Annotated in this window: 16 protein-coding genes and 1 tRNA gene; 9 read left to right on the top strand and 8 right to left on the bottom strand. The window is 33.1% G+C overall.

From position 1 onward, the window contains the following. Positions 1-385: 385 nt before the first annotated feature. The 4 genes from RTL21_RS20875 (at position 386) to nspC (ending at position 4,070) form a co-directional block, all read left to right on the top strand. Positions 386-1,078, top strand: coding sequence for an MgtC/SapB family protein (locus RTL21_RS20875; RefSeq protein ID WP_312098752.1), 693 nt, complete (start codon positions 386-388; stop codon positions 1,076-1,078). 289 nt (positions 1,079-1,367) lie between these two features. Next, positions 1,368-1,443, top strand: a tRNA-Ala gene (locus tag RTL21_RS20870). 277 nt (positions 1,444-1,720) lie between these two features. After that, a complete protein-coding gene (locus RTL21_RS20865; protein ID WP_312098750.1) occupies positions 1,721-2,920 on the top strand; it encodes a saccharopine dehydrogenase family protein in 1,200 nt (399 codons plus the stop codon). Positions 2,921-2,930: 10 nt separating this feature from the next. Beyond that, positions 2,931-4,070, top strand: coding sequence for a carboxynorspermidine decarboxylase (gene nspC, locus RTL21_RS20860; protein WP_312098749.1), 1,140 nt, complete (start codon positions 2,931-2,933; stop codon positions 4,068-4,070). Between the two features lie 89 nt (positions 4,071-4,159). Here nspC and RTL21_RS20855 read toward each other — a convergent pair whose 3' ends face one another. From RTL21_RS20855 to RTL21_RS20840, 4 genes are all read right to left on the bottom strand, one after another. Next, positions 4,160-5,881 carry an ATP-binding protein gene (locus RTL21_RS20855; RefSeq protein ID WP_312098747.1) on the bottom strand — a complete coding sequence of 574 codons (1,722 nt, stop codon included), beginning with the start codon at positions 5,879-5,881 and terminating at the stop codon, positions 4,160-4,162. A 1-nt stretch (position 5,882) separates the two neighbouring features. Continuing rightward, positions 5,883-6,212: a hypothetical protein gene (locus RTL21_RS20850; RefSeq protein WP_312098746.1), complete on the bottom strand. Its 330-nt coding sequence runs from the start codon at positions 6,210-6,212 to the stop codon at positions 5,883-5,885. Between the two features lie 223 nt (positions 6,213-6,435). Further along, the gene (gene tlp / locus RTL21_RS20845; protein ID WP_396954481.1) at positions 6,436-6,675 is read right to left on the bottom strand and encodes a small acid-soluble spore protein Tlp; all 240 of its coding nucleotides are present in this window, start codon (positions 6,673-6,675) and stop codon (positions 6,436-6,438) included. A 78-nt stretch (positions 6,676-6,753) separates the two neighbouring features. Continuing rightward, a complete protein-coding gene (locus tag RTL21_RS20840) occupies positions 6,754-7,749 on the bottom strand; it encodes a zinc-dependent alcohol dehydrogenase family protein (protein ID WP_312098744.1) in 996 nt (331 codons plus the stop codon). Positions 7,750-7,936: 187 nt separating this feature from the next. Here RTL21_RS20840 and RTL21_RS20835 point away from each other — a divergent pair, with 187 nt between their 5' ends. Together RTL21_RS20835 and RTL21_RS20830 are read left to right on the top strand one after the other, a co-directional pair. Next, positions 7,937-8,719, top strand: a complete 783-nt coding sequence (locus tag RTL21_RS20835) for an SDR family oxidoreductase (protein ID WP_312098743.1) — start codon at positions 7,937-7,939, stop codon at positions 8,717-8,719. Positions 8,720-8,980: 261 nt separating this feature from the next. Then, positions 8,981-9,724 (top strand): NADPH-dependent oxidoreductase, encoded by a 744-nt coding sequence (locus RTL21_RS20830; RefSeq protein WP_312098741.1) that lies wholly within the window; start codon positions 8,981-8,983, stop codon positions 9,722-9,724. A gap of 57 nt (positions 9,725-9,781) precedes the next feature. On the opposite strand, the gene RTL21_RS20825 is transcribed toward RTL21_RS20830, so the two are convergent. The 3 genes from RTL21_RS20825 to RTL21_RS20815 form a co-directional block, all read right to left on the bottom strand. Beyond that, on the bottom strand, positions 9,782-11,005 hold the full coding sequence (locus RTL21_RS20825) for a sensor histidine kinase (RefSeq protein ID WP_312098739.1): 1,224 nt from the start codon (positions 11,003-11,005) through the stop codon (positions 9,782-9,784). Between the two features lie 15 nt (positions 11,006-11,020). Continuing rightward, complete coding sequence (locus RTL21_RS20820) at positions 11,021-11,692, bottom strand: response regulator transcription factor (RefSeq protein ID WP_312098737.1); 672 nt, start codon at positions 11,690-11,692, stop codon at positions 11,021-11,023. Positions 11,693-11,937: 245 nt separating this feature from the next. Beyond that, a complete protein-coding gene (locus RTL21_RS20815; protein WP_312098735.1) occupies positions 11,938-12,306 on the bottom strand; it encodes a type III secretion system effector protein in 369 nt (122 codons plus the stop codon). A 126-nt stretch (positions 12,307-12,432) separates the two neighbouring features. Between RTL21_RS20815 and RTL21_RS20810 the strand changes: the two genes are divergently transcribed. The 3 genes from RTL21_RS20810 (at position 12,433) to RTL21_RS20800 (ending at position 14,549) form a co-directional block, all read left to right on the top strand. Further along, positions 12,433-12,747, top strand: coding sequence for a general stress protein (locus RTL21_RS20810; RefSeq protein ID WP_312098733.1), 315 nt, complete (start codon positions 12,433-12,435; stop codon positions 12,745-12,747). Positions 12,748-13,305: 558 nt separating this feature from the next. Next, on the top strand, positions 13,306-14,232 hold the full coding sequence (locus RTL21_RS20805; protein ID WP_312098732.1) for an HD domain-containing phosphohydrolase: 927 nt from the start codon (positions 13,306-13,308) through the stop codon (positions 14,230-14,232). Further along, the gene (locus tag RTL21_RS20800) at positions 14,229-14,549 is read left to right on the top strand and encodes an 8-amino-7-oxononanoate synthase (protein ID WP_312098730.1); all 321 of its coding nucleotides are present in this window, start codon (positions 14,229-14,231) and stop codon (positions 14,547-14,549) included. Before RTL21_RS20805 ends, RTL21_RS20800 begins: the two co-directional genes overlap by 4 nt. A gap of 551 nt (positions 14,550-15,100) precedes the next feature. On the opposite strand, the gene ade is transcribed toward RTL21_RS20800, so the two are convergent. Next, complete coding sequence (gene ade / locus RTL21_RS20795) at positions 15,101-16,834, bottom strand: adenine deaminase (RefSeq protein WP_312098728.1); 1,734 nt, start codon at positions 16,832-16,834, stop codon at positions 15,101-15,103. Between the last annotated feature and the right edge of the window lie 363 nt (positions 16,835-17,197).

The raw sequence follows: 17,197 nt of genomic DNA, 5'->3' as shown, positions 1-17,197 counted from the left end.
AATAGTTTTTTAAAAAACTTTTCCGTCGTTCACTTCAACATTTCGTGTTGTTTCAGCGACGGATATAAATATAACATTATTCCAAGATAGACGTCAATACTTTTTCAAAAAAAATTCAGAGATTATTTAAAAGAAGGGTTATCGTTCTACAAGAAGAATTTTTTTCATTATATAACATACACTTAATTAATATTTGGTGTTTACAATAGAGGAAAAAAGGTTATTATATTTTAAGTTTTTTGTAATTGCTTAACGTCGATTTTCATCCCATAAAGTTAAAACTGTTTGATGTTTAATTTCCTGTTTCTTTTCAAACTTTAGCGCAACCATAATCATTAATGACACCATTACAATAACTAAGTAATCTACAGGAGATGAAACGAAGATGGATATTAATATAGATTTTTTATTAAAAGTAGGGATTTCCGCTGGTCTGGGATTAATCATTGGATTAGAAAGAGAAATCAAACGAAAGCCCGTTGGTCTAAAAACAAGTCTTGTAATAAGTATCGTAAGCTGCCTACTAACCATTATTTCTATTGAAGCAGCTTATAAATTCCCCGGTAGCGATCAGGTTAATATTCAGATGGATCCTTTACGTCTTCCTGCTCAAATAGTTTCAGGAATTGGTTTCTTAGGAGCAGGCGTCATACTTAGAAGAGGAAACGACAGTATTTCAGGCTTAACTACTGCAGCATTAATATGGGGAGCTGGAGGCATTGGCATTGCAGTTGGAGCTGGGTATTATATAGAAGCTCTAATCGGAGTTGCCCTTCTATTAATCAGTGTTAAATTTGTTCCAATTTTCATGAGTATGATTGGTCCTCGTCAACTACGCGAAAAAGAAATTAGAGTAAAGCTAAAAGCTGATCAAAAAGAAAACGTATCTACTATTATTAAAGCCATTCGCAATTTAAAAACAGGGATAAAGCATATTCGAATAAAAGACTTAGAATCTGGAGAACATTCCATCTTTCTTATTGTTATTGTAGATCAAAAAAGAGAAGTTACTGACGTTTATAAAGAGATTTCTGAAATTCATGGAGTGAAAGAAATCGAAATAGAAAGTTTAAATTAACTTCTAAAGTACTATTACTTCTAGGAAGAAGGTTCGACTATATATATTTGCGGCAAATCGACTTTCTTCCTTCTTCATCTTTCATGACCTTTAAATACTACAATTGATAAACTCCCTTTTCTAAATGAAAAGCCCTCTTTTTTCTTAATTATTAATTCCCGGTAGCTATCAGGAGACGTTAGTTTCCAAGTATATATATAAGAAGCTACTTTTCGTCTCATCTTTCTTGCTTGTTTATATAACTTGAAATTTCTGTTCATATCTGTATAATAATGATAGATATTATTATGGGGGCTTAGCTCAGCTGGGAGAGCGCTTGCATGGCATGCAAGAGGTCGTCGGTTCGATCCCGATAGTCTCCACCATATTCTTTATAAAACCAACGACTATTACAGTCGTTTTTTTTATGCCTATTCACGAGTAGCAACGAAGTATTGCTCTGTTCACTTCAAAAATATTCTAATTGAATTAATAGTTTAATGTTCCCCTATTCTCCCCTATTTTTAGAATTGTATTTTCTATTAATAAATTTTTATTAAAAAATTTTTATATTTTACTGGATTATATAGATTATTTTACGCACATTATGTATAATCAGCCTTATTGAATTTTTTTAGGTAGTATTAAAGGAGGTAATTCATGTTGGGAAAAGCATTAATTATTGGTGCTGGCGGAGTAGCAAGTGTTGTTGCACATAAATGCTGTCAAGTACCAGATGTATTCGAGGAAATTTGTATCGCAAGCAGAACACTTTCAAAGTGTGAAGCAATTAAAAATAAAATTGACGGTGGCAAAACAAAAGTTTCAGTCGCTCAGGTCGATGCTGATAATACAGAAGAAGTAATTGAGTTAATCAATAACTTTAAACCAGAATTAGTAATCAATGTTGCATTACCATATCAAGATTTAACAATTATGGATGCATGTCTTGCTACTGGTGTACATTACTTAGATACCGCAAACTATGAACCACCTGAGACAGCTAAATTTGAATATAAATGGCAATGGGAATATAAGCAAAAGTTTGAGGAAGCTGGCTTGACCGCTCTACTTGGTAGTGGATTTGATCCTGGAGTAACTGGTGTTTTCACGGCATATGCACAAAAACATCATTTCGATGAAATTAATTATATTGATATTGTCGATGCTAATGGCGGAGACCATGGCTATCCATTCGCTACAAACTTCAATCCAGAAATTAACATTCGTGAAATCACTGCGAACGGTAGATACTGGGAAGATGGCAAATGGATTGAGACACCACCACTTTCTGAAAAAAGAGAATACGATTTAGATCAAATTGGTCCTAAAAACATCTATCTTTTATACCATGAAGAACTAGAATCATTAGCAGTTAACATTAAAGGACTTAAGAGAATTCGTTTCTGGATGACTTTCTCTGATAATTATCTAAACCACCTGAAGGTTCTTGAAAATGTTGGAATGACATCTATCGAACCAATTAATTATGAAGGCAAAGAGATTATTCCATTACAATTCTTAAAAGAAATCCTTCCAGATCCAGCTTCACTTGGACCTAGAACAAAAGGAAAAACAAATATCGGCTGTATCATTCAAGGAACTAAAGATGGCAAGCCAAAAACGTATTATGTATATAATATTTGTGATCACCAAGAATGTTATCGTGAGGTAGGATCTCAAGCAATTTCTTATACAACTGGTGTTCCAGCAATGATTGGCGCAATGCTTATCATGAAAGGGCAATGGAAGCGTCCAGGGGTATATAATGTAGAGGAATTTGATCCAGATCCATTCATGGATGCATTAAATAAATACGGATTACCATGGCAGGAGAACTTCTCTCCAACTCTTATAGATTGAGAGGAATGAAATGAAAAAGATTGATTTTACACAAGCTCCATCACCAAGTTATGTAGTGGACGAGCGTCTTTTAACGAAAAACTTAGAAGTTTTGCAGTCTGTACAGGAACGTACTGGCGCAAAAATTCTCCTTGCGTTAAAAGGATTTTCCATGCACTCCGTATTTCCTTTAGTAGGTAAATACTTAGCAGGAGTAACATCTAGCTCTCTATTTGAAGCTAGACTTGGATATGAGAAAATGGGCAAAGAAGTACATGCATATGCACCTGCATATGCCGACAGTGAGTTCGATGAATTACTTCAATATACAGACCATATCGTCTTTAATTCCCACAGCCAGTGGAATCGATTTAAAGATAAAGTCCAAAATGCTGGAAAGAAAATTGATGTTGGTCTTCGAATTAATCCTGAATACTCAGAAATAGAGACACAACTTTATAACCCATGTGCACCATTCTCTAGATTTGGCATAACATTGGATAACTTTAATCCAGATGAATTAGATGGTATTGATGGCCTTCATTTTCATACAATGTGTGAACAAAATTCAGATACTTTAAAACGTACGATACAAGTAGTCGATGAGAAGTTCGGTGAATATATAAAGAAAATGAAGTGGATTAACTTTGGTGGAGGACATCATATTACACGTCCAGATTATGATATTGAAACACTTGTTGAATCTATTTTATATATAAAGGAAAAATATAATGTAGATGTTTATTTAGAGCCAGGTGAAGCTATTGCCTTAAATACAGGTTATTTAGTTTCCACTGTCCTTGATATTGTTCATAACGGAATGGATATTGCTATTCTTGATACATCTGCAACATGTCATATGCCAGATGTACTGGAAATGCCTTATCGACCAAATATTATTGATGCTGGTATGCCTGGTGACAATGAATATACCTATAGACTCGGCGGAATGACATGTTTAGCAGGCGATGTCATTGGTGATTATTCTTTCAAAGAACCATTAAAACCTGGCGATAAAGTCATTTTCTGTGATATGGCTCATTACACCATGGTTAAAAACCATATGTTTAATGGTGTCAACTTACCTTCTATTGCTTCTTATAACGAAGAAGAAGGATTAAAAGTTGTTCGTCAATTTGTCTTTGAAGATTATAGTAATCGATTATCTTAAACGAAGAAAAAGCGGATATTTAAAAGGATTACCCTCCTTTAAATATCCGCTTTTTTATTATAAGACAATCAATTTTAGACACAAGCAGATTAACGAAAACACGGCAATATTATTGTGACCGCCGTCCCCCATCCTACTTTGCTCTTCACAACCATATCTCCGTTATTTTGTTTAAGAAGTTTCAGACATATCGTTAAACCTATTCCCGTTCCTTTTTCCTTGCTTGTATAATATGGTTCTCCAATTCGAGCAAGCCTTTCTTTGCTTATTCCATCACCATTATCAATTATTCTAATTCTGCACCCTTCTTCTTTTCGATCCAGAATCACTTTTACTTTACCAGTTTGTGGCGAAATAGCCTCCATGCTATTTTTCAAAATATTTAATAGCACTTGTTTAAATTGAGCATTATCAATAAAAGCAATTATTTCTTTAACTGCTCTATTTTCAACCGTAATCTCTTTATTTTGTTCATTAGCCAATGCTTGAAATAACACTTTTATATTTTTCAATTCTATAAATGTATTTGTAATAGATATTACATTGCTTTCATTTTCTTTTGCCTCTGGCTTACTCAGAATAAGTAATTCCTTTAACACTTCATTAATTCGGTCAATTTCGTCAAGTAATATGGTTTCATAACCAGAAGCATCATTTTTTTCTTTAAGAAGCTGGATAAATCCTCTAATTGTTGTAAGTGGATTACGGATTTCATGGGCAACACTAGCAGCCATCTCTCCTACTACTTTTAATTTCTCTGAAGAAATCATCAGTTGTTCATTACGCTTCTGATCGGTTATATCATGACCGAAATAGAGATGGTATTCTTCTCCAGTACTATGTATAAGCTCTTTTTTTCCCCAAATTATAAAATAGGTTTTCCCTCTACTGTCTACAAAGCGATGTGGATTGTCTGTCTCCATATTGATATACTCTGCAATATAGGAAAAATTTCGACCTAACCAATCATTTTCTTCTAACGATAATAAATGTAAGAAAGTAGGATTCATTTTTACTACCTGTTCCTGCCCATTCTTAACAAGCAAATAATTAGGGTTTATATCCATCATTGCCTCTAATAATTCACTTTGTCGCGACAGCTCTTCATTCATATTTTTCATATTGGTTGATTGCATTTGGAAAAAGCTTGAAAATAAAAAAACAGCTGCTATCAAAGAATTAAAGCTTGAAAAAAACAATGGAATAAAAACAAAACCACTAAATATACCATTTATATAAATGATTATAATAGCTATAACAAATTGCAAATTAAATCTTTTAAAAATTGGATTCTTTATTTTAAAAGAAATAACTAATAAAATGAAGGTATTTATACATAAAAGGACAATATTAAATATAAATAAAAAATTCCATTCTCCATAAATAGGAAATACATATTCAGAAGATAGTAAATTCCCTTCCACAATAACAAAATCCTTAATGCCAAGGCTTGTAAAATTAATAATGTATGTAACTAAGCTATAGAAAATTAAAAAGTATAAACACGGCTTATTGAGCAATACTCTAAATCGTTTCAACTCTTTATTTTCAGTTACTAAATAATAGGAAAAATAATACATAACGGGCATGACACAAATGGTTCCAATTCGAAATAATTTAAATAAGAATTCAATTATATCCCTGCTTAAAAAATCTTCTGCATATAGCACAGCGATATCCATTTGCCAGAAGGATAACATACATAAGAAAAAAGATAATGCCTTTGTTATCTGAGACTGTGAATAAAAGATAATCGTCACAGAAATAATAAGTGGAACTAATGAAATCATTAGTAATAATATTGCTTCCACTTTATGCACCTCCTTTTGCTATCATTCTACAACTGTTATTTCCTCCATATCCATGTGCCAATATTAAAACACACTCAATTATTAGTGTCTTAATAAGTAGATAAGATAAATAATAGTCATTTATAAAGGTAATAATCATCGCTTGAATAAAGTTTTTTCGCAACATTATTTCTTGCTTCGTATTCCTTATTTGCCCTTTGCGTGTTCTTCTGGAACTACTAGATGCCCTTTGCTTCAATATATTATTAGTATTCTCTAATACATCAGAGTACTTATTTACATTTGAAAAAATAGGACCAAAAATCCCCATTCTGGTAATAACCGACTTCATACTTACTTTCTCCTATATCTAAATTCATTCATTAATATATATATTTTACTATGAAAACCGATTTACACCAGTAAAATAAGACAAAGGCCGCACCAAGGAATCGTTCCAATTCACAAGATAATTACCTTAATTCTTTTTCGTTCCAAAGAATTAGCTTGCATAATTACTTATGAGATTAGAATTTTTCGTGCAGCCTGTTACTAATTAAGTAATATTTTTTTTATTACTGATAACCATTTTCTCTATCAGATGCTTCGTCTTGAATCTCTTCTTTAAATGACTGTATTGCAGCTTCTCTTCGTTGATTTTTCTGTTGAATCATTTCTTTTTCACCAGCACTAGCATTCATAAGTGTTTCTTCTGCTTTGTCAATATTTTCACTTGTGTTTTGTACCATGTCCTGCAATTTTTCTACATTATCAGAACGATCATCGGGATTTGGCTTTTGAAAGCTCATCGTTATTCCTCCTTAATAATATGCTACGTATGTATTTTGGATGTCTAACTGATTTTTTATACTAAGCTTCTCGTATAATAAAAACTACCACTTATTAACAAGAATAATTTTTCCTACAGCCTTTCCCGATTCCAAATAATCATGCGCTTCCCCTACTTCCTCAAAAGAGAATGTTTTTTTATCAAGGACGGGCTTTAAACAATTTTCTTCTACCACTGCAGTAATATGTCGTAAAATATTCCCATGTTCAAAACGCTTGGCCTCATCAAGCAGCTTAAGAAGCATAAACGTAACATGTAGTGAAAGTCCTTTCGAATGTAAAGGTGTTAAATCATGTGTAGATCTAGCCGCTATCGTTAAAACAGTCCCATTTAAGGCTGCCGCTTCAAAAGATTGATCAAGATTGCTACCACCAACTGTATCAAAAACAAAAGGGAATCCTTTTCCATCAGTATACTTCTCTACATATTCTTTAACAGACGACTCTCGATAAGGAATGACATAATCAGCTCCCAATTCTTTAACAATTGCTTGTTTTTCAATAGAGGAAACGGTTGTAAATACAGTTGCTCCAGCCCATTTTGCTAATTGAATGGCAATATGACCAACACCGCCTGCTCCACCATGAATTAAGATATCATCTCCCTTTTTCAAAGCCCCTTTTGTAAATAAAGACTCCCAAGCTGTAATTCCAACTAGTGGAATGGCTGCTGCTTCTTCCATTGAAATATTCAAAGGCTTATGTGCTAAAACCCCCGCATCAGCAATCATATATTCTGCTAACGCTCCCTCTAACCCTTTAAAACCACCAGCACATCCATATACTTCATCTCCTACTTGAAAGGACTTTACACCCTCTCCCACCTCCTCAATGATACCTGCTACATCACCATGTAACACTGCAGGGAAGGATGGAGAAACTGCTGGTACAGCACCAGTTCGAACTTTAATATCAATTGGATTAACACTAGTTGCTTTTACCCTTACTCGTACCTGACCTGGCAATAATTTCGCTATTTCAACATCTTTTAACTTAAATATCGATGACTCTCCAAATGTTTCTATTATCATTGCTTTCATTGTAATCCTCTCCTTTATCTCCATATTACCTAATTTGTTTCCTTTTTTCGAAAATATAGCATTACTTTCCTCTTTATTCATCTATTGGCAAGTAAAACGTTTTTATTTCTTTAAAAATGGATATTAGTATCTTATCTCTATCATACTAACAATATCGTGATCGATATTTATCAAGGAGGATACTAAAATGAATAACCTTGAAAATAAAGTTGCCATCATTACAGGGGCTGCTTCAGGTATTGGAAAGGCAGCAGCAATCTCGCTGGCAAATAAGGGAATGAAAGTAGCATTGGTTGATTTAAATGCTGACGATCTAGAGGAAGTAAAAATATCTATTAATAATAAAGGGCAAGAAGCAATATCATTAGAAGCAAATGTCGCAGAACCTCCCTCTATTCAGCGAGCTATTGATGAAACCTATAAGAAATGGAATAGAATAGATTCTGTATTTATTAATGCTGGAATTAACGGCGCCGTTTCTTCGATTGAAGATCTTACACCTTCCGAGTGGGATAAAACAATTGACACCAATTTGAAAAGCACCTTTTTAACGGTTAAATATAGTATTCCTTATATGAAAAACAATGGCGGAAGTATTATTATAACAAGTAGTATAAATGGAAATCGTATTTTTAAAAACTTTGGAATGTCTGCTTACAGTACATCAAAAGCTGGTCAAGTTGCTTTTGGAAAAATGGCCGCCCTAGAATTAGCCCAATTCAAAATACGAGTGAATATGATTTGCCCAGGAGCGATCGATACAAATATCGGAAAAAATACATTTAAAGATGAGAAACACTTAAAAGAAATAACCATTCCTGTTGAATATCCAGAAGGGAATCAGCCACTATCCCAAGCATCAGGTAGCGCAGAGCAAGTTGCAGATTTAGTCTATTTTTTAAGCTCTGATTTATCCAATCATATTACTGGAACAGAAATATATATTGATGGAGCCGAATCTCTCTTATAAGGAATATTATATGGATTTAATAAGAAGTGCATTTGGTTTCCCTAGTCGTCCGCCCACTTAACTTACAGCGAGCGGACGACTCGCTAAATTAAAATGGAAATATCAGTGGTTATCATAGTGGATTAAAAAATTCATCGTCATTTGCTTTTTTGCCCTTTAATAAAAACCCCCCTTCTTATCAAAACTTTAAGCAGCAGAGAGGACATTCCACCCCAAGCCTATGCTAAAATGAAGGAAAGATCATAAAAGGAGCATCTCTAGATGAATGAAACAATACAATTATTAAAAAATCACCGTTCTTATCGTAAATATCAAGATAAGGAAGTAAGTTTTGAAACACTTCATTTAATAATGGAAGCAGCACAAAGCGCCCCTTCTTGGACCAATGGACAGCATGTTACAGCTATCCTTATTCGTGATGAAGCGAGAAAGAAAAAATTAGCGGAATTATGCGGCAATCAAAAACATGTTGAAAACACGCCTGCCTTTCTTGTATTTTGTGCAGATTTTTATCGAGCAAAATTAGCTAGTGAAATAGAAGGAAAGGATTTTAAAGCAATCGAAGATGTGGATACACTTTTAATTGGAGCGACCGATGTAGGGCTTGCCATGCAAAATGCCATAACTGCTGCCGAATCACTTGGTTTAGGAACTGTTCCAATAGGTGGTATTCGTCGCAACGCTTTGGAAGTTATAGAATTTTTGCAGCTACCTACATATGTAATCCCGATCTCTGGACTTTGCGTTGGGTATCCTGATGGAGACCCAGGATTAAAACCTAGATTGCCTTTACAAAGTGTTCTTCAAGAAGAAAAATATGATGAAAACCAATTAGCTATTATCGAAGAATACAATGCTACATTTAAAGAATATTTAAAGAATAGAGGAGAAACCCCAGTAGGATGGACAAATCGAATTGCTAATTTCTATGACAAATCCTATTATCCAAGTAATGCAAAAATGATTAAACAACAAGGATTCCTGGCAAAGGATATGCAAGATTAATACATAAAAAACAGCTTGTTTCAAAGACGATTTGAACAAGCTGTTTTTTCATTTCTTCTATTTAGGAAAACTAATTTCGAAAGTAGTCCCTTTTTCTAACGCACTATCCACCTTTATAACACCATCATGTTTTTCAACAATCCATTTTGCAATGGAGAGCCCTAAACCTGTGCCCTCTCGATTCGTTCTTGATTGCTCTACCTGATAAAAACGATTGAAAATTTTCGAAATATCTTCTTTAGGTATACCGATCCCAGTATCCTTTACTTGGATTATCACCGAGTTAGCCCTTTCCATTGCAAGTAGCTGAATCTCTCCACCTTCCATCGTAAACTTCATACTATTATCTACAAGAATAACAAGCAGCTGATGTATTCTCTCCTTATCACCACTAAACAAAATCTTATTTTTTAAAGTAGCATAAATTTTTTTCCCTTGAAAATCAGCAATGTCTTCATATTGTTCCACTACTTCTTGAACTACTTCCTCTAAAGCAAATTGTGTTTTAGCAATTTCTACTTGGTTTGAATCTGAACGAGCCAAAGTGAGTAAATTCGTAACAAGTTTACTTAATCTTCTTGTTTCTTTCGAAATAACAGAAATATCCAATGCTCTATCCTGGATCGTTGCTTCAGGTTTTTGAAAAAGCACATCTGCTCGTGACTGGATAACAGCAAGTGGTGTTCTTAACTCATGAGAAGCATCCGAAACAAATTGTTGTTGCGCCTCCCATGATCGCTGAATGGGAATTAAAGCTCTACCTGCCAAAAAGTAGCCAGCAATGACTGCAAATATGCTGCCAATGCTTATACCAACAGTCATAATGATTATTAGTTGATTTAACATACTTTCCTCGGAATCAATATTTCTTACTATTTGAATCGTCTTTGTTTCCCCATTAATCTCTAACTCAGTTGAAATTGTTTGAAACTGAAATCCCTCCGAAGAAGTTTTCTTTTCTAAACTATTGGTAGAATTCGGCTTTAAATACTTCTCTTCCTTTGTATAATCAATGATTGAATTTTCCGAGATTCCTTCTATTTCTCCATTACCATCCCACTGAATAAGCATTAATTTAGGACCTAGTATTGGAATTGGCCCGCGCCCATCTCTTTCTCCCATTCGTTTCAGGTCTTCTACCCCATTGAAGAGAGACATATTTACTTCCTGATAGGTTTGCTTTTCCGTGTATAGATAAATGGTATAGCCTAATATAACCATGAGCAATATAAAGACAATTGAATTTAATATTGTGAGATTGATTCTTGTTTTACGAAACATTATATACTTTGCCCCTTAGTAATCCTTCAAAATATAGCCAACACCTCGGACAGTTTGAATATCTTTATGATAATCAAATGGTTCTAACTTCTTTCGAATCTGATGGATAAAAACTTCCACAATCGCAATCGTTGTATCTGAATCAAACCCCCATATCCGATCAAAAATTTGTTCCTTTGTAACTATTTTTCCGTTATTTTGAATAAGGTATTCCAATAATTCATACTGCTTAATGGTTAACTTGATTGGAGTATTGTTAACTAGAACATCATTTTCTCTCCCTGTAAGGACGATTTCCTTATACTTGATGCCTTCATCCAGATCAAGTGCGCCACTCCTTCTTAATAATGCTTTAATGCGTGCCTGAAGCTCCGGTGTTTGAAATGGCTTAACGAGATAATCATCTCCTCCAAATTCCAATCCTTTTACTCTATCTTCAAGTGAATCCTTCGCAGTTAAAAATAATACAGGAGTTTTGATTTTCTCTTTCCTAATATGTTTCACAATATCGAAACCATTTACATGTGGAAGCATCACATCCAAAATAATCAGGTCATAAATATTTTGCTCTGCAAAGAATAGGCCATCTTCTCCATTATCTGCAATATCTACTGTATATTCTGTTTCCAGGATTGTTTTTAAAGAATCAAGTAATAATTTATTATCTTCTACGACTAGTAACTTCATTAAATTCTCCTTACTTTTATCCCATTCTTTTTTCCTAACATCTTGAATTTTTAAACAAGATTACAAATATAGTTTCCTCTCTCTATTTTAATAATAACTTCTTAATTTATCCTTAACATCTTTATTGTTTATTTCTCCTAAAAAAATAAGTAGCTATCCTTTCCCTATTGAACTATTCAAAAAAGGAAAAGGAATAACCACCCATTTTTAGTACAAACTCTAACAGATTCCTAATATATTTCACCTTAAACTACTTCTGGAAGGATAAAATAATTAGCTAACTTTTCATTTACATGCGTTTGCCAATTATGTAATGGAATCTCCAGCTTCTCTAATAATTTATAAGCATGAACCCATGCACTCATCTCTGAATTTACTCGATACGACCAATCATGCAACCATTTGTCATGATCTAATTCACCGTTCACATAATCGATTACATGACCAATTTCATGTGCAAGTGCATAAGTATTTTCTAATGTAAACTGATAAGGAACCGTAATATACATTTTCGTATTAAAGCTTATTTTCTTTGTCGAATCATATATAACCTTGCATCCTAACTTCTCAGCGATATCTACTACTTTCATAAACTTTTCTCTTGGAATCATCATACATATTTATCCCCTTTACCAATATTTACTATACTAAAAAACAATATGTTTTACGTTTATAATCTTCAGATTCGGCTATATAACCCATGTAACGTTAATTAAAAATCTTTAATAGGAGTGATTGAAATGGCAGACAACAACAAAATGAGCAGAGAAGAAGCAGGAAGAAAAGGCGGAGAAGCTACTTCTAAAAATCACGACAAGGATTTTTATCAAGAAATCGGACAAAAGGGTGGACAAGCTACTTCTGAAAACCACGACAAGGAATTCTACCAAGAAATTGGTAAAAAAGGTGGAGAAGCTACTTCCGAAAACCATGACAAGGAATTCTACCAAGAAATCGGTAAAAAAGGTGGAGAAGCTACTTCCGAAAACCATGACAAGGAATTCTACCAAGAAATTGGCCGAAAAGGCGGAAATTCTCGTAATGATAATGACTAATGGATTACGGACAAATCCATTAATCTAATATAGATTATGTTGAATAACCGAGTAGATATTCCCAAAAAAACTAGGTAATATAAAAGATATTTGAGCAAATGAAATAATTAAGTTGGCCAACCTTACATAGATTGAATCTATGTAAGGTTGGCTCCTTTTTTATATAGTTATTACTTCCTATCATACATGATTAGTAAAAGTTATTCAAAGGGTTGATTCCACTTTCCGATACCAATATTGCCCATATGCTTATAGGTATATTTCCCCTCTTCCCACCCTACTTTTCTACTATTCTAGTTACTCCTAATTTAAAAACTTTTACTTTATTATAAATAATAGCTTTTTCAATAAAAGCTATTATTTATAATAATTTTTTGATACAATAATTTTGTCGGACTTTTAACAAATTCCGAGAATATTCTCCCTTTTTCAAACAAAATATAATATAATCTAATATACCTATTAAAATTACATTATTTATAATTTAAAATAACTATAATTGAAATTATATAGATTATATCAATCTATTTTATTGTATAAAGAGAGAGGGAATAAATTGTGGGCATCATTAATGCAGGTGAGTTTATAGAAACGGTATATTTTAAAGGCACCCAAATCTCGTTAATGGCTGCTGGAGATGGAACCGAAGTAATCTATCATAAATTACAACCTGGTTCTAGCTGGGCACTTGGTCCAGAAGAAAATTGGATTGGTCTAGAATATATATATATACTCTCTGGAAAATTACATTATCATACAGATGAAAAAACAATAGCAATGTCTGCAGGGCAAGCTTTTTGTGAAAGTCCAATAAAAAAATTCACTAATTTTCATTCAGAAGGTGTATCTGAGTTTATATATGTAACAAGCCAACCAGTCTTTCACAATTACAGTAAGCTATCAAGAGATTTAATGGAATTAGCAATTTCTATAGAAGAAAAAGATGGTTATACGGTTGATCATTGCGAAAGAATTAAACATTATTCAATGTTAGTTGGACAAGCTTTAGAACTGACAACTAAGCAAATTACACTTTTAAATCTCGCCTCGTTTTTTCATGATGTTGGAAAGGTAAGAGTTCCTTTAGAAATTCTCCAAAAACCTAGCAAGTTAACTAGTGAAGAATGGGAAATTATGAAAAAACATACAACATTCGGCAGACAACTTTTAGAAGAAACAAATATTCCTCTTTTAAATGAGATAGCATTAATTGTTGAACAACATCATGAAAGATATGATGGTAAAGGTTATCCAAAAGGTCTTGAAAAAGATGAAATTAATATTGAAGCTGCAATTATTTCGGTTGTGGATTCCTTTGATGCCATGACAACAGACAGAGTATATAAAAAAGGCAAATCTGCTGAAGAAGCATTCCAAGAAATTTTAAATAATCGGGGTACTATGTATCACCCCTTAGTGGTCGATACTTTTATAGCACTAAAAGAAGAAATATCAAATTATAAAAAAAAGGGAGAGAGCTTATGAAAAAATTAGTATGGAGTTTATTAGCTGTAGTATTAATTGTGTCATTTCAAGTTAAGCCCGCAGAAGCTGCTTACTTACCTGAGTATGACAAATATATCGAAGTATCTTATGACCAAGCAAGAGAAATTGCAGATGCACTTGGTCTAAAAAATGTACCTTTAGGTGAACAAACTGCACAATTGTCTTTTGACGTTCAAGAAAAATTAATTGCAAAAATCGAGAAGATTATTGGTAAAGAAATTGATCATTATTATATTTGGTTAACAGTTGATGGGGAAAAAGTACTTGGAATCGATCCTCCAATCCCACAAGCTTAATACAAAACAAAGCATCGAAAAGACTATACACTTTTCGATGCTTTTTCATTAGAACTTAAAATTCTTATATAAAAAAACAGCACGATGAAGACTTCTACTTCTATGCCAAATTAATAAATAGCTTTATCCATCCAAAAAACGAAATCCACAGAGGTATACTAATAATTACTCCCCATTTTAATCCATTAAAAAAGTTTGCTTGCTCTTCCATCATTATCCACTCCTCTTTAGTAAGTAGATGATCTATACATTTATTATATCAGAAAACGCTTTCATTATTACTTGTTTTATTAAAAGTTCTATAACTATATTGCTTAATTTGTATACTTCTATAAAAGTATTCACCTTTTTTAGCAATTTTATACATACGCTTCCATTACTCGCGAAAATTTATTGGTAATGAACAACGATAGAAATTAAAAAAAAGAAAAAAACCCGAAATTTCTTTCGGGTAAACTATATTTTAAGAGGGGAAACTCTTAACCTATTTATAGAATATCGAATAATTATGAACAAATAATGAACAAAAGATTAAAAAAGAAAAAAATCTATTATCTATCAACTGCTACATCCTTATAAGAAAAAGAGTTAAAATCAAATAATCCTTTATCCGTTAATTTCAAAGTAGGAATTACCGTTAATGATAGGAAAGATAATGTTAAAAATGGATTAAAAGTGTTATATCCTTGTAGAATTTTGATAGTATGATTTAATGTTTTTAGCTGTTCATACAGGCTTAGATAATCTTGATCTGAAATCAATCCGGCTATTGGTAATGGAAGTGTAGCAGCTACTATTCCTTCTGACACAACTACTATCCCTCCATTTATTTCTTGCAGCTTATTGATCGCCAACAATAAATCTTCATCATTTGTTCCAACTGCAACGATATTGTGGGAATCGTGAGAAATACTGGAAGCTACTGCTCCCTTCTTAAATCCATATCCTTTTATAATCGCCTTTCCAATATTTCCAGTTTGATGATGTCTCTCCACTACTACTAGTTTTAATTGATCTTTTTCCAAAGAAGTCTGAAAATACCCATTTTCTACTGTTACCTTTTCAATTAATTCATTCGTAACGATACTATTCGGAATGATTTCGATGATATGACAGGTATCAGAAGTTAAGGGAAGCTTTAAATCATCTAAAGACAGGTTTGCACAATTTATCGATGGCAAGTTCGCATCAAAATAGGATTGCTTAACAAACTTCTCTTCTATTAATTTCCCATCTTCTACAACACATTGGCCCTTCTTAAAAACACTTTGAATAGTAAATTTTTCGAGGTTATCTACAAGCAGAAAATCAGCTTGATAGCCTGGTGATATTGCTCCAATTGAATCTAATTGAAAACACTCTGCAGCATTAATAGTAACCATTTGTATGGCTATAATCGGATCTAATCCTTCCTCTATCGCTAAGCGCACACTATGATCGACACTACCTTCTTCTACTAAATCATCTACAAGCTTATCATCTGTTACAAATAAACATCTTCGCGAATTTCTCATTGTTACTGCTGGTAATAAAGCTTTTAAATCTTTTGCAACAGTACCTTCTCTTATCATCAGATACATTCCTAAATCTAACCGGTCTTTTGCTTCTTGTAACGTTGTAGCTTCATGGTCAGTCCGGATATCAGCTGCACTATATACATTTAATTTTTCCCTTTCAATTCCAGCCGCATGACCATCCATTAAACGATTATATTTTTTTGTCAGCAACAGCTTATCGACCATATTCCTATTCGTTTCATAAACGGATGGAAAATCCATTACTTCCGCCAAACCTAGGACTCTTTCATGTGCATAAAAAGGCTCTAAATCTTTTGCATATAATGTTGCTCCATTTGAGTCTTCTGGAACAGCTGGTACACAGGATGGCAGCATCACACGAATATCTAACGGCAGATTATCGGATTTATCTAACATATACTGAATTCCATCTGCTCCCGCGACATTTGCAATTTCATGCGGATCCGTTATTACGGTCGTTACGCCATGCAATAATAATATTTTCGCAAATTCTTGAGGTGTCAGCATGCTGCTTTCTATATGTACATGACCATCAATGAGACCAGGAACTAAATATTTTCCTCCCGCATCTATCATTTGTTTTCCTTTATAGCTCCCAATTCCCGCAATAGTTTCATCTGCAATTGCAACATCGCCTTCCATTATTTCACCGGTAAATACATTCACAATTTTTGCATTGGTAATTACTAGATCAGCAAGCTCCTTTTTCGCAGCAACTCTAATTCTTTTTTCCAATTTATCTCTCAAGTACAAGTACCTCCTTTTTAAACATTCATCTTTTATAAAGCGATACAATTATCCTTAATATAAGAAGGCAACTTCGTATAAATTGTCTCGTAAATCCATTATTAATTTTGCAAATAGAAACAGCGACCTTTGCTAATCATAGACATTCATCTTTTAACCAATTAGAAATGGTATAATGAATAGTTATTTACGAAAGCTAGATGAGATAACTCTAACTTAAATATATTTTTATTATTTTATTATATGTAAATTTATTTTTCAATGGAGAATACATTTCAAAACAACTTTCTATTAGTATTAACTTTACATATTTTTTAAACATATTTCCAAAAAACAGTGGTATTATTATTACGTATCGTAATG

The organism is Niallia sp. (genome assembly GCF_031978665.1).
Taxonomy (GTDB): Bacteria; Bacillota; Bacilli; order Bacillales; family Cytobacillaceae; genus Niallia.
Note: the sequence above shows the minus strand (reverse complement) of the source record. Positions and strands in the feature narration are given on the sequence as shown.

What these genes read in the sequence shown, in the direction of transcription:
- RTL21_RS20850 (WP_312098746.1), bottom strand. Translation starts at nt 6,212, where the DNA reads ATGAAGTCGGTTATTACCAGAATGGGGATTTTTGGTCCTATTTTTTCA.
- RTL21_RS20800 (WP_312098730.1), top strand. Translation starts at nt 14,229, where the DNA reads ATGAAAAAATTAGTATGGAGTTTATTAGCTGTAGTATTAATTGTGTCA.
- nspC (WP_312098749.1), top strand. Translation starts at nt 2,931, where the DNA reads ATGAAAAAGATTGATTTTACACAAGCTCCATCACCAAGTTATGTAGTG.
- RTL21_RS20815 (WP_312098735.1), bottom strand. Translation starts at nt 12,306, where the DNA reads ATGATGATTCCAAGAGAAAAGTTTATGAAAGTAGTAGATATCGCTGAG.
- RTL21_RS20875 (WP_312098752.1), top strand. Translation starts at nt 386, where the DNA reads ATGGATATTAATATAGATTTTTTATTAAAAGTAGGGATTTCCGCTGGT.
- RTL21_RS20830 (WP_312098741.1), top strand. Translation starts at nt 8,981, where the DNA reads ATGAATGAAACAATACAATTATTAAAAAATCACCGTTCTTATCGTAAA.
- RTL21_RS20835 (WP_312098743.1), top strand. Translation starts at nt 7,937, where the DNA reads ATGAATAACCTTGAAAATAAAGTTGCCATCATTACAGGGGCTGCTTCA.
- RTL21_RS20810 (WP_312098733.1), top strand. Translation starts at nt 12,433, where the DNA reads ATGGCAGACAACAACAAAATGAGCAGAGAAGAAGCAGGAAGAAAAGGC.
- RTL21_RS20820 (WP_312098737.1), bottom strand. Translation starts at nt 11,692, where the DNA reads ATGAAGTTACTAGTCGTAGAAGATAATAAATTATTACTTGATTCTTTA.
- RTL21_RS20840 (WP_312098744.1), bottom strand. Translation starts at nt 7,749, where the DNA reads ATGAAAGCAATGATAATAGAAACATTTGGAGAGTCATCGATATTTAAG.
- RTL21_RS20825 (WP_312098739.1), bottom strand. Translation starts at nt 11,005, where the DNA reads ATGTTTCGTAAAACAAGAATCAATCTCACAATATTAAATTCAATTGTC.